The sequence below is a fragment of the Candidatus Limimorpha sp. genome (assembly GCF_056203535.1).
Map to the genome: position 1 here is coordinate 24,060 of NZ_JBADWU010000007.1, position 13,260 is coordinate 37,319.

Annotated in this window: 11 protein-coding genes; 3 read left to right on the top strand and 8 right to left on the bottom strand. The window is 43.9% G+C overall.

Translation table 11 applies throughout. The features are described from left to right. Positions 1-6: 6 nt before the first annotated feature. The 5 genes from AC06MN_RS00755 to AC06MN_RS00775 form a co-directional block, all read right to left on the bottom strand. Positions 7-1,215, bottom strand: a complete 1,209-nt coding sequence (locus AC06MN_RS00755) for a hypothetical protein (protein ID WP_475670447.1) — start codon at positions 1,213-1,215, stop codon at positions 7-9. A 64-nt stretch (positions 1,216-1,279) separates the two neighbouring features. Further along, positions 1,280-1,516: a DUF2442 domain-containing protein gene (locus AC06MN_RS00760; protein WP_475670448.1), complete on the bottom strand. Its 237-nt coding sequence runs from the start codon at positions 1,514-1,516 to the stop codon at positions 1,280-1,282. A gap of 11 nt (positions 1,517-1,527) precedes the next feature. Then, positions 1,528-3,528, bottom strand: coding sequence for an alpha-amylase family glycosyl hydrolase (locus AC06MN_RS00765; RefSeq protein WP_475670449.1), 2,001 nt, complete (start codon positions 3,526-3,528; stop codon positions 1,528-1,530). Between the two features lie 81 nt (positions 3,529-3,609). Beyond that, positions 3,610-4,404 carry a hypothetical protein gene (locus AC06MN_RS00770; protein WP_475670450.1) on the bottom strand — a complete coding sequence of 265 codons (795 nt, stop codon included), beginning with the start codon at positions 4,402-4,404 and terminating at the stop codon, positions 3,610-3,612. 260 nt (positions 4,405-4,664) lie between these two features. Next, positions 4,665-6,164, bottom strand: a complete 1,500-nt coding sequence (locus tag AC06MN_RS00775; RefSeq protein WP_475670451.1) for an alpha-amylase family glycosyl hydrolase — start codon at positions 6,162-6,164, stop codon at positions 4,665-4,667. 89 nt (positions 6,165-6,253) lie between these two features. Here AC06MN_RS00775 and AC06MN_RS00780 point away from each other — a divergent pair, with 89 nt between their 5' ends. From AC06MN_RS00780 to AC06MN_RS00790, 3 genes are read left to right on the top strand one after another with little or no spacing between them, the layout of a single operon-like run. Further along, positions 6,254-6,562, top strand: a complete 309-nt coding sequence (locus AC06MN_RS00780) for a type II toxin-antitoxin system RelB/DinJ family antitoxin (protein WP_475670452.1) — start codon at positions 6,254-6,256, stop codon at positions 6,560-6,562. Next, a complete protein-coding gene (locus AC06MN_RS00785; RefSeq protein WP_475670453.1) occupies positions 6,552-6,878 on the top strand; it encodes a type II toxin-antitoxin system RelE/ParE family toxin in 327 nt (108 codons plus the stop codon). Before AC06MN_RS00780 ends, AC06MN_RS00785 begins: the two co-directional genes overlap by 11 nt. A 7-nt stretch (positions 6,879-6,885) precedes the next feature. Continuing rightward, on the top strand, positions 6,886-8,664 hold the full coding sequence (locus tag AC06MN_RS00790) for an alpha-L-fucosidase (protein WP_475670454.1): 1,779 nt from the start codon (positions 6,886-6,888) through the stop codon (positions 8,662-8,664). A 40-nt stretch (positions 8,665-8,704) separates the two neighbouring features. Here AC06MN_RS00790 and AC06MN_RS00795 read toward each other — a convergent pair whose 3' ends face one another. The 3 genes from AC06MN_RS00795 to AC06MN_RS00805 all read right to left on the bottom strand — a co-directional run bounded on the left by AC06MN_RS00795 (position 8,705) and on the right by AC06MN_RS00805 (position 12,679). Further along, positions 8,705-9,307 (bottom strand): CpcT/CpeT family chromophore lyase, encoded by a 603-nt coding sequence (locus AC06MN_RS00795; RefSeq protein WP_475670455.1) that lies wholly within the window; start codon positions 9,305-9,307, stop codon positions 8,705-8,707. A gap of 135 nt (positions 9,308-9,442) precedes the next feature. Further along, on the bottom strand, positions 9,443-11,491 hold the full coding sequence (locus AC06MN_RS00800) for a T9SS type A sorting domain-containing protein (protein WP_475670456.1): 2,049 nt from the start codon (positions 11,489-11,491) through the stop codon (positions 9,443-9,445). Positions 11,492-11,653: 162 nt separating this feature from the next. Next, positions 11,654-12,679 (bottom strand): branched-chain amino acid aminotransferase, encoded by a 1,026-nt coding sequence (locus AC06MN_RS00805; protein ID WP_475670457.1) that lies wholly within the window; start codon positions 12,677-12,679, stop codon positions 11,654-11,656. Between the last annotated feature and the right edge of the window lie 581 nt (positions 12,680-13,260).

The window sequence follows — 13,260 nt, forward strand, 5'->3', positions numbered from 1 at the left end:
ATCTGGCTAACTAATTGCTCGGCTCGTCAAGACGATTTTCCAACTTTTTTCCGTTTTCTTTATGTAATATGAACTATAGCCTTTGCGATCATCACATGAACACACAAAGGCATTCTCTTCATTATCAACGCGGAAAAATGGAGATAGATATATCCTGCTCAATCGGTTCTCAAATGGGCCAACGTATCGTTCAAATTCTTGATTGGTCAAAACGATGATTCTGATGGAATCAGGCTGGGCGCTCCAAACCGCAGGGTCGTCAGAAACAATTAAATATGTTTCTGTTTCATCAGATGCTTCTTTGATGGAAGGAGTTGCATCAATACTGACATATACGGAGTCGTTGAATTGGATATTTCCATATAGAATAGCCTCAACAACACTTGTTGTTTCTGTTCTTGTGGTGGAAAAACGCGGATTCATATCTACGCCATCAGGAAATCCGTCGTCATCGGTGTCAGGGTTATTGGGATCCGTGAAAAATTTGGTTTCAACAATATCAGTTAAGCCATCTCTATCGCTGTCTTTCGTTTGTGTTTCCAAATCGATGGTTAAAACCAGACCGTCTTTAATGTTTCTGTATTTAGGGAACCCAATAGGTTCAATGTAATGCCCGACTTGTTGCATTAGTGCCGCTTCTATTTGTATTTCATTGTCTGATTTAATCAAAGGCAATTTAGAGTACCATTTTAGGCATAAAGGCTGTTTTTGCGTGATTCCCGAATAATAGTAGTTCCATGTTTTTCGTTTGTCGTAAGAAATGGCAACCCATACGCCAGTCTTCCACCAATAGTCTTCAAACTTACTGTCTTCATATAAAAACACTTCCATCTTATCGGTTGCTTCATGTTTAATTATATTGCTTTTCAGCACCTTGCCAATTCGATATTTTGGATTTGTACATTTTTCATTCCACAAAGAGTCATGTTTGTCCCAATTAGAAAAGAAGTCCATTCCGTTTGGGACAGAATCGCTATATGTGTTGCTGTGAAACAATGAATCTGAATAAGGCGAGAAATCGCACATTTCATTTAATGCAAAAAACTCGTTGTAATATTCAAGGACTTGTTCAATGGTAGGATTAATCGGTTCTTTACGTTCTTTAAAAGTTCTCTCATAGTACTTTTCTTTTTCCGTGCTCTTGTGCTGCTTGACTTGCGAAAAACCGCAAGTGGAAAGGAAAATGAATGCAAAAAATAAGATTGTCTTTTTCATAATGGTAATGTTTATTTAGTTGATTGATATGCAATAGCCTCTGAGTAAAAAAGAAGGAATTCCGTCAGCAAGCAACCGAATCCAAATACAACGTGTCGGGACAAAGGTCAGCGCCATTTGCCCATTGTATGCTGCCCAAGAATACTTTGACATTTTGAAATGCGGCTTCATCGGCTAATGCTGCAAATATTCCTTTCCCGATATAAGGAGAGACGTCGAATTTTTTTCTTTCGCCATTGGAAAATTCCAATATCAACATGTAGTTTTTTTCTGCCTTTACGGCTGTAACCCGTGGATTCATAATCGTTTTTTTTAATGTGTTGATTCGTATACACTTGCTGTCCTACTCACATTGTAAATCTTCATGAAAATACCGTCTTTGCGTTTCTCAGTGGGGAAATTCGTTTCAGTGCTGATGTTGCCGAAGCCGCCGAAATGTTTTTCATCGGTGGTGAAAATGATGCGGTGGTCGCCAGTCTGCCTGACGGGAATTTCGTAATCGGGAATGGAATTCGTGCCCCAGTTGAAGACAAAGATCAGGTTGCTGCGTTCGTAGACGATGGTCTTGTCCTCTTCGTCGGCTTTGAGCAGCCATGCGGGGCTCGAACCCGCGATACGCATCCTTTTCATGAAATCAATCATGGCCTTGTCGAAATCGCCCATGAAATGATATTTTAGGTCGGAATTGTCGTTGAGTGACCACTGCCGTCTTGCGTATTTGTAACTCCAGCCGTTTTCAAGTCGCGGAAAATCAATCCATTCTGGATGGCCGAACTCGTTGCCCATGAAATTGAGCCAAGCCTCGCCGCCCAAAGTGATGGTGAAAAGCCGGATCATCTTGTGCAGCGCAATGCCACGGTCAACGGTGATGCTTGGCGTGTCGATGCTCATGGAAGTGTACATTTCCTTGTCCATCAGACGGAAAGCAATGGTTTTGTCGCCCACCAAGGCTTGGTCGTGCGATTCGGCGTAGGCCACGGTTTTTGTGGAGGACAAATGGTTGGTCATGGTGAAAAAGAACTCGTTCATGTTCCATTGCTCTTCGGGCTGGTCCTTCAGAATCTTAATCCAAAAGTCGGGGAGACCCATGCCGAGACGGTAGTCGAAACCCATGCCGCCATCGGCGATTGGCTGGCAGAGACCAGGCATTCCGCTCACGTCTTCGGCAATGGTGATGTTGCTTTTGTTGAGTTCGTGGCAAAGTCGGTTGGCCAATTGCAAATAGGTAACGGCATCGTTGTCAACGTTTTCGCCGAAATACTTTTCAGGCGCATCGAAAGTCACGCCTACGCCATGGTCTAAATAAAGCATGGAAGTGACGCCATCGAAGCGGAACCCGTCGAAATGAAAGTCTTCCAACCAATAGCGGATGTTTGAAAGCAGGAATTGCAGCGTTTCGGTCTTGCCGTAATTGAAAAGCTTTGAGTCCCAAAGATTATGGTTGCCGCGTTCGCCCGGATGCAGATATTGTTGGTCGGAGCCATCAAATAGGTTGATGCCTTCGCGGATGTTTTTCACCGTGTGCGAATGTACCAAATCCATGATGACTTTCAATCCCATGCCGTGTGCCGTGTCGATGAGTTCCTTCAAGTCTTCGGGCGTGCCGAAACGCGAACTCGGTGCATAGAAATTGGAGACATGGTAGCCGAATGAGCCATAGTAAGGATGCTCGGCTATAGCCATGATTTGCAACGTGTTGTATCCGCTTGCCTTAATGCGTGGCAGAATGTTTTTGGTGAATTCCCTGTAAGTTCCGACGCCTTTCTTTTCCTGCGCCATACCGATGTGACATTCGTAAATCATCAAAGGCGTTTCGCCTAAATCGGGAGATTGGTTTACAAAAACGTATGGCTTTTCGGGATTCCAAAACTGTCCCGCAAAATCCTTGTTGCCTTCGTCTTGAATGACTCTTTTAATGTAAACGGGAATGCGCTCGTGCTCGCCAATGGCCGATTGCACCAGCACTTTCAGCTTGCTTCCGTGGACGAGTTTCTCGCGAAAACGGCTGTCGGGCAGGAGGATTTCCCAAACGCCGTTGCCGATGTTTTCCAAAGGAAATTCGTAGCGGTTCCAGTTGTTGAAATCGCCCATCAATGAGAGGAAATGCGCAGCGGGAGCCCATTCGCGGTACCACCAGCCTTTGCGGCGCTTGTCGTAGTTGAATCCCAAAAACTGATGCGCCGTGGCGAAGGCCTTCAGGCTGCCGAAGTGTTCGCAAATGTATTGCAGGCGGTTCTCAAAACGCTCGTGGCGCTCGTCGATTTGCCGGCTCACAGGCTCTAACCAGGAATCTTGTTGCACGAGAGGAAGCATGGCTTTTAAATTTGCCTACAAACTTACATAAAAAAACGTCTTTGAGACTATTTGAAAATAAAAATCCGCTTTTTTGTTCGGTTATTCGGCATCCGCTTCTGCTTGTTTGTCTGTTTTTGAGGGCATACGGTAGCTTAAAATGATGCAATAAAGCGAAATGGTGAGTAATGGCAGATGCATAAAACCGACATAGATGGTGTAGGGGTTGAAAAACGATGCCATATTGTAGCAGCCTATGATGAAGCCGACAATTGCCGTGATTCGATAGGTGGTCAGGTTGATTTTTGGAAGATTTAGCGTCAATATCGTGAGAAAAGCTGGTGTTGTCATGCAAAAGGCAGTCGCTGAATTCTTGACAAAGAAATGTATGGGATTCAAGTCCAAATGGCCGTGATTGTCAAATGGGCATAAATAAGCGAATAAGGCCAAAATAATCATCCACACATATTTCCATTGAAAGTTTTTGAAATCATAAACGGTTTTTGGTTGCAAAGTCTCGCGAATCCAAACATACGCTACAAACAGGAACATGGCTAAATTGATGGTGACTATGCTTATCCCGTATGTTTCGGTAACGGCGATGTTCTGAATGAATGCGAAAGCCGTATACGACAAAGCCACGTAGGCATTGAAAAGGTTTTTCATCTTGTCTTTAAATACAAACAACAAAATGAACATCATAAGCGACAAAGACTGGAAAAGGATGTTCAGGTTCCCCAATTGTGTTTGGAAAGCGTTTGAGAGTGTTACCGGTATGATTTGACCGATGTTTGCAAAATCAAAATTGCGGCTGGCAAAAGGCAACAAGACTGACTGTGCCACTATCAAAATGATGGCAAACCACCATTTGTCTGAGATTTTTTCAAGTTTTTCCATCTTCCTGTATGAATCATTTTTCCTATAGGCGGCAAATTTACAAAAAAACGCTCTTTCCAGACTATTGGATGTAAAATGCAAACTCAAACCCGATGCACGGTTTATCCGACTTTTATCACTACTTTCGGTATGATTGAAAATGAATATGCAAATGAAATGCTCAATAAATTGAAAATGAGTGATTTGTTTGTTTTTTGATTTTTCGTTTCTGGGCATAATCGATATAAAAAATCATCGAAAATGCCCGAAAACGAAAATTATTACAAGCTTTCTTTCGTATCGAAATCAATGATTTTCACTTCGCTTGGCGCAAGGTGAATTTGAATGTGTTCGCCCTCGAAACCGCCCATTCCGAAATCGTTGTGGCTTTGGAAACCCATGAGTTGCAGGGCGTCTTCGGGGATTTTCACCTGTATGTCGCGGCACTCGTTCCTGTTGAAATTGACCACAATCAGCAGTCGCTCATTTTCGGTGTAGCGCAAAAAGGCATAGACAAATTCGGGGTCGAAATTGTTGTACCAAGGATTGCACCACATCAAATCGTAAAATGCGCCTTCCGAAATGGCCTTGCTGCTGTTGCGGAAATTGAGCAGTCTTGAATAAAAACCGAACAGTTTCTTTTGCTCATCGTCGCATTTTCCGCTGTCGAAAAGTCCGCCATTCATCCACAATTGGTGTTTCGGCATGTTGGTGTAGTCGAAAATGCTGGTGCGTCCGTCATCACCGCTATAACCTTGTGCGCCAATGGCTTCTTCACCGTTTTCCTGACCGTTGTAAATCATGAACGGACCTTTGCTCATCAATGCGGAAAGGGCAACGACTGGCAAGGCTGCAAATGCGTTCCCGACAAAATGCGGCGAGGCCAAACGCACTTCGTCATGGTTTTCCATGAAGCGCAACATTTTGTCATCCAATCCGTTGAGGTCTTTCCAAACTTGCGTGATGCTGTCGGCACGCTGGCCGTTGCGCAAGATGTTTTCCAAACTGTTGTATAATCCGACTTTGTCGTAAAGGTAATCAAATCCGGCATCAATAAACGGCTGGTAAAGTACTGGCTGATAGATTTCTGCAATCAGAATCGGCTGATAGTCTTTCCTTAGTTCGGCAATCGCCCATTGCCAAAATTCCACGGGAACCATTTCGGCCATATCGACACGGAAACCGTCAATGCCTTTGTTGCACCAGAATTTCAGTATGTTGAGCATCTTTTCCCAAGTGTCGCGCTCGTTGTAGTTCAACTTAATGGTGTCGTACCAGTCGTTGATGGAAGGGGTGGGGGAGAACACATCGTTTCCTGTGGCTTTTGCGGGAAATTCCTTGTAACCGCTTCCTGTCGGCGCCACAAATTCCTGGCCTTCCAAAATGTAGAAATTTCGCTCTTCAAAACCTTTATATTCTCTCGCTACATGATTGGGAATGAAGTCAATGATGACTTTCATGCTTTGGCTGTGAATCCGGTTAATGAGCGCTTTCAAATCAGCGAATGTGCCTAAATCGTGGTCGATGTCGTAATAGTCGGTCACTGCGTATGGCGATCCGGCTTTGCCTTTTGTGATGTCGGGATGGGTTTCGCCAGTGGTGGCATGATGAATGATTCCCGTCAGCCAAATATGCGTAATGCCCAGATTTTTAAGGGCATTCAGAGCGGTCTCATCTATGTCGGAGAAGGTGCCGCAACCGTTTTCTAATTTGTTGCCGTCGAAGTGAATTTCGGGGTTTTTGTTGCCGAAAAGCCGTGGGAAAAGTTGGTAAATGTTCATATCGCAAAAATAAAAAGTTTTATTTATTTTGCGCTATGGTTTGTAATTATTTTTTATTTTTGCGGAGTAAATATACAAACATATATAAAATGTGTACAACTACATTACATTTGCGTATTGATGAAGATTTGAAAAACCAGGCTTCTGAAGTTTTTGAAAATCTTGGCATGGATTTGCCGACAGCAATTCGCATTTTTCTTCGCAAATCGGTTATGGAAGATGGAATTCCTTTTGAATTAAGGAACAAACGTGCCGAATCGGATAGAATTCCGTGCTCATGGGATGTGGAAGAACTGAAGGAACAGCTGAATGTCAGCATGAATGAAATTGCAGCAGGTAAGTCTTGTTCTGAGGAAGAAGTCAGAAAACATTTCATGGATTTCAATTATGGAAGTTAATTGGACTCATAACGCCATGTTGATGGCTGACAGTGTTTTACGCTATACTTTTCATACTTTTGGCAAGTTGCAAGCCGACAAACTCAAAATGATGTTTGTTGATGCAACGAATCGGTTGAAATCTTTTCCGCATTCAGGCTCCGTTGATCCTTTTTTGTCTGATGTGAATTGTGAATATCGTTCGCTGGCATTGGTTAAGCCAATAAAGATGATTTATTATATTGCTGATAGTGAGCAACTTTATGTTGTTGCTGTTTGGAATTGCCGGCAAGATGCGGATTCTTTACATGATTTGATAAATAACAGTGAAATTTAGGTAAAAAATGAATCGTAAGGTATTATTTTTCTGTTTGTTAGCATTGTGTTCTTTTCCTTTGTGCGCTCAAGTGCAACCTACATGGGAATCAATAGAGCAGCGTGGCTATCCGCAGTGGTTTGCTGATGCCAAGTTGGGCATTTTCATTCATTGGGGCGTTTATTCCGTTCCTTCGTATGCGAGCGAAGAGGGTTATGCCGAGTGGTATTACCGTGGCTTGACTTCCGATGATGCGCCGCGACAGAAATTTCAGAAGCGTGTTTTTGGTGAAAATTCCACTTATCAGGATTTGGCGCCGCTTTGGAAAGCTGAATTGTGGAATCCAGATGAATGGGCGGAACTTTTTCAGAAATCGGGTGCAAAGTATGTGCTTTTGGTTTCGAAGCATCATGATGGTTTCTGCCTGTGGGACAGTAAGTTTGCGCCAAATTGGAACTCTGTTCAGGTCGGACCGAAACGTGATATTTGCGCTGAACTGACCGATGCCGTCTGTGCGCAAGGCATGAAAATGGGTTTCTATTATTCCTTGCCGGAATGGACGAATCCTTTGCACCGTTGGTATCAAGACCCGGATGATGAAATTGCAGAATATGTTGATACACACATGATTCCACAGTTCAAGGAATTGGTGACGAAATACAAGCCCTCCATCATTTTTTCGGATGGAGAATGGAACAATTCCGCTGAGCAGTGGCATGCTGCCGAACTGATTTCGTGGTATTATAATCAGGTGGGCGACGAGGCTATCGTGAACGACCGCTGGGGCAGTGGGGCAAATTACGGTTTCCGCACGCCGGAATACAGCGCGGGCATCACAAAGACCGACCGTCCGTGGGCGGAATGTCGTGGCTTGGGTCGTTCGTTCGGCTTGAACAGAAACGAACCGATTGAAAATTACCTGAGTTCGGATGAACTGATTTGCCATTTTGCCATGCTGGTTGCGGCTGGTGGCGGCATGACCTTAAATGTTGGTCCGGCTGCCGATGGAAAGATTCCTTTGTTGCAGCAGGAGCGTCTGCTCGACCTTGGCAAATGGCTCGAAATCAACGGGGAAGCCATCTATGGCACAAGACCTTACAAGAAATTCTACGAGATGAAATCAGTCACGGTGAATCGTGTCGACGAAGCCATTGATTTCGATTGGGTGCGCAATTCGCCAGACCCTGAAATCAGTTGCGACAATTTCAAGGCAAACTGGAAGGGAATGTTGAATGTCGACAAGACAGATACCTATGTTTTCGATGTGGAAGTTGATGATAATGTGAAAATTACATTGGATGGAAAGACTTTGATTGATTATAATCCAAAGAAAGCCGATGAGATTCAAAGTGATGCCCAGGAAGCGAAAAACTACCGCAGCACATCTGCAAGAATCAAGCTGAAGGCTGGCAGTCATCCGATTGAGATTTCATACGAGGAACGCGATGTGAATGCTTCGATGAAATTGTATTGGTCGACAAAGACAATGAAAAAGCAGATTGTGAAGTGTTTCACCACGGGTGGCTTGTTGTCATGCCAAGGTTTGTCGGCGGTCTATTCCTGCGAGGTGCCCAACATTTGCTACACCCAATCGAAGAATGCACTTTATGCCATCGCCTTGGAATTTCCTGAGGACCAATTGGTCTTGAATATTGATAAGCCTGCCGAAAATATGCAGGTGACGATGTTAGGGTGCAATAAGGTCTTGCCTTGGAAATACAAGGACGGCAAATTGTATATTGATACAACTCCGTTGAAATACAGTGACTTGAAGAGTACGGCAGCTTGGGTGTTCAAGTTGCAATGAATGAAAAAAGCCTCGGAACTCCGAGGCTTTTTTCATTTTGTTATCCAATGTCAGTCGGCAGTTTCTGGAACATGTAACCGTTGATGTTGTATGTGCCTTTAATCTGCCGTTTGATGTAGAACCTTTCATCGCCTTGCACAAACTTGAAATGGATGATATCGTTTTTGGTGAAGCATTTCAGTGATTTGCGGCTCGTTAAATCTGTCTGATATTCAAAGTCTTTTGTTTTAAGGAACTTATAGGTGCAGTGACATTTCAGTATGCTTTGGGTGAATCCGTCAAAATAGTTTCGGTTGGCCCATTTGCCGGCAAACATTTCAGGATTCTTTATTTTGTAGACAATCACTTTGAAGATTCTGTCTGATTTAGGTTTGATTTCGAGTATTCTCTGTTCGATGATTTCCTTTGTCGAGTCGTTGACGGCTTCCATGTAAAGCCAGTGGAAGCGGTCGTTTTCGCGTTCCCAAATCGGCGTAAAGTGTAGTGAAACAGAGGTTGAGTCGTTTATCGTTGATTTGTAGTCGCCTTGAATAGTGCGATAAAACTGTTTAATGTCGATTTCGGTGTATTTCTCTTTTTTCTGTGCAAAACCGAATGTGGTGAGGAGGCACAATGCCACTAAAAAAATGTTTCTGATTTTCATTGTCTTCTAAATTTGAGGCTTCAAAAATACAAAATAAATGGCAATCGGGGACGATTTAAGTTTGAATTGAGGAAAAACACAAAAAAACCCGCCCCGAACCGAGGCGGCTTTTTTGATTATAACAAGTAACTCAAATTACTTGGCGACTGAGAACATTCTGGTCTGCATTTCACCGTTCTGTGAGTAGATGCGGATGAAATAGATGCCGCTGTTCATGCTACCCGTGCTGATTTGAGCCTGACCGTCAGCAACTTCCTGTGAAAGAACGAGCTGGCCCATGGCATTGTAAACCTCAACGTTGGCAATGTTTTCGCCTGCCACGTTCAGGACATCTGATGCTGGGTTAGGATAAATCTTCACGCTGTTTTCAAATTCATCGACGCCAGTATTACCAGTGTTGAAGGTAGCTTCCGGGCCGTAAACGGTCTGGCCTTCGATGACGGCGTATGCCTTAACCATATAGATGCTTGCTTCGTCAAGACCTTCAACAGAACCCAGGATTTGTTTGAATTCGTTGATTCTACCGATAACAGTATTTACAGTTGAACTTGTAACCTTTCTGTATTCGAAACCGACTTCATCAGGATAACCGACATAATCCAATGAACTGATGAAATTAGCGTCAATTTCACTGACCATTTCAACTTCAGTTTCACCGACTGTAGCTTGAGGTGCTTGACCCTTGACTGAAATCAGAGTAGAAGCTTCGCTGCCAAATTCGCCATCGTCTTCATCACCAAAGATGACATTGTCGTTTGCGTCATAAAGGATATAATAGCCATGACCGTATGAACAGCACATACCATTACCGACATTGTCATAAATCGAGAACTTCACACATTCATTTGCAGGAACTGTGAAACGTTCGATGTGGAGCTGAGTGCCTGTGCCACCCATCAGCATTGCGTATGGGCCACCTGATGCGAGGACAGTGCCATCAGAAGCGGTAGCCTCCCAAGTGATCTGGTTGCCGAACTTGTCTTGCATGAGCTGGAGTTCGATTTCGGTTTCTTCGCCATCGATTTCAACATCAGTCCATTCTTGGCAGCTGACAGTTGCACTTGATTCAGCTGAGAATGGAGTGCCATTGGCTTCGGTAATGCTCACATTGATGGTATGTGAACCAAATGGAACTTCAACAGGAATTTCAACTGTTTCGATACCATACTGAGGAAGTTCGCCTTCCCAACCCATTGAAACGGTTTCGCCTTCAATTTCAGCTTCGAGTTTCAGTGATGTCAAGGTTTCAGTACCGCCATTTTGAATCTTAACATTGACAATCTTGCTGTGCGTGCAAGTGCTTGCAGCTTCCTGAGCAACGCTCTTTATGAATGGGAAGATAGGTTCGTCGGAACCAGTCACCATATCCAGTTCATTAGCTGTCAGTACCGGGCGGGTTGGAGTGCCTTGGAAACGTTCGGTAACGTATGCAAGGAAAATAATGTTGTCAAGGTCAACATCAACGCCATTTGGTGATCCGATGGTTTCAGGAATTTCGTAGGTGTAGGTGCGGGTAATCAAAGTGCCTGGAGTAGTTGGGGAAATGGCATCGCCCCATGCGCTGGTGCTGTTCACCACATCGCGGAAAATGTGCATGTGGCAATATTGGCTACCTACCCATTGGCCAGGGTTGTAGTTGCCATAGTCGGCCTGTGAACCAAGAATACTGTCCTGAAGCATGACAACAGTCAGATAGTTTTCATCGACTGTACTGTTACCAGTGTAATAAACTTCAACAGTGATTGTTGCAATGCGTGAAGCAGGATTCACGACGACCATACCGCCAATGTTACATTCGGCAGCCTGACCCATCTGCTGGACAGCGATACTTCTCCACTGACCTCTATCTTGGCAAACATTTGATGAACGGTTGACATTACCCGTAGGATAACCGCTGATGCTGAAACCAGAAGCAATGGTATGACCATCAGTCGTATTGAAGTTAGGATATGAGGTTGGAGCATATCCACCATCATGAATGTTAATAGCCCAGAATCTGCCAGGAAATTCGGTCATGATTTCGTTACCAATTCTGTGACCGTCGGTGCAATAACCGCAGTTACGGCCAGTGAATTCTTCAAGGATGACGTTTCTGTTTGACGGAGTCGTCGAAACGTACTGCTGTGCTTTCAGTGAGAATGAAAAAGCCAGCACTGCCATTAAGGCGAGGAAAATTTTCTTCATAGTTATTGAATTTAATTAATGAATCTATTTGGGCACAAAAATAATACATTGTTTTGATAGATAGACACATTTTTCCAAAAAACAGGCAAAAAAAATGTGCCCCCGTAAAGAGGCACATCTTTTGCGATTGCTCGCTATTCTTGATAATTTCCACTTTTCCAATTAGATGCCTTCAACGATGGTAATCCAGCCAAATTCGTCTGGTTCGGTACCATACTGAATGCCACGGAGTTTGTTGTAGAGTTTTTCGCTCTGTTTGCCAGGCTGACCGTCACCGAAAACGTATGACTTGCCAGTTTCCGGGTCATCGATGCGTGAGATCGGGCTGATGACGGCTGCTGTGCCGCAAGCGCCGGCTTCTTCGAATGTAGCCAGTTCTTCTTCAGCAATCTGACGGCGTTCAACCTTCATGCCAAGGCTTTCAGCAATCTGCATCAAACTCTTGTTGGTGATGGAAGGAAGGATTGATGTTGATTTAGGAGTGATGTAGGTGTTATCCTTGATAGCGAAGAAGTTAGCAGCACCAGCTTCATCGATATACTTCTTTTCCTTTGCATCGAGATAGAACTCGCAAGCATACTGACCACCATGGCAAGCTTCAACGTGAGCACGCATGGAAGCTGCATAGTTGCCACCGACCTTGTAGATACCAGTTCCGAGAGGAGCCGAACGGTCGTACTTGCGGGTGATGACGTATGGGTTAGCCATGAAGCCGCCCTTGAAATAAGGACCGACTGGGGTAACGAACACGAGGAACAGATATTCATCGGCAGGTTTCACACCAACGCGGGCGCCTGTACCAATCAGCAATGGACGGATGTACAGAGAAGCGCCGGTTTCGTATGGAGGAATGAATTCAGCATTCAGCTTAACGACCTTGACGATAGCTTCTTCGAACTTTTCGAGAGGCAGCTTAGCCATCATGATGCCATCGCATGATGATTGCAGACGCTTGCCGTTTTCGTCCATCCGGAAGATACGGACTTTGCCATCCTTGCCGCGGAAAGCCTTCATGCCTTCGAAAGCTTCCTGACCATAGTGCAGGCAAGTAGCAGCCATGTGAATGTTGATGGTGGTTTCTGAACTGACTTCAAGTTCGCCCCACTGACCGTTACGATAGTAGCAACGGACATTGTAATTTGTTGGATAATAGCCGAATGTCAAATTGGCCCAATCAATGTTTTGCATAATTTCTGTATTTATAAGTTGATAATTTGTTCTACGCAAAAAGTTGCACGAAATTACAAATAAAAACGATAAGTCAAGCGTTTTTTCAAGAAAATGTTTCTCCTCATCAACAAAACCCAAAAACGAGAATGACATTCAGCAAAATGAGAACACCTTTATTAATATGAATTACCTTTGGAACGTAAAGACGCATGTCCGTGCGTCTCAACTTTCCAATAGATACATTAATATCACCGACGGCATCTATTAAGTAACTATTCAAAATTAAACTACATTACAAAGGACACGGGATTTCGAGACTGCGAGGCTTCGGGATGCCGGAATGCCTCGTAATCTCACATTCCCGCGACCTCGATGCCTCGTTTTCAATATGTAAACTAATTTTGATCACCTACTTAATAAAGGACAATTCTAAATAAAACTCTTTGATAATCAGATAAATATTTGCCGCAAATTTGAAGAGAAAAAGGACACGTACAAAAGGGCATACAGAAAGCTTGGCAACCAAGGTTTATTTGATTCGGAAGAAAGAACTTCAATGTTGAACGCATTGGGGAATCCGCTGGAAAGACTTTCAGAAA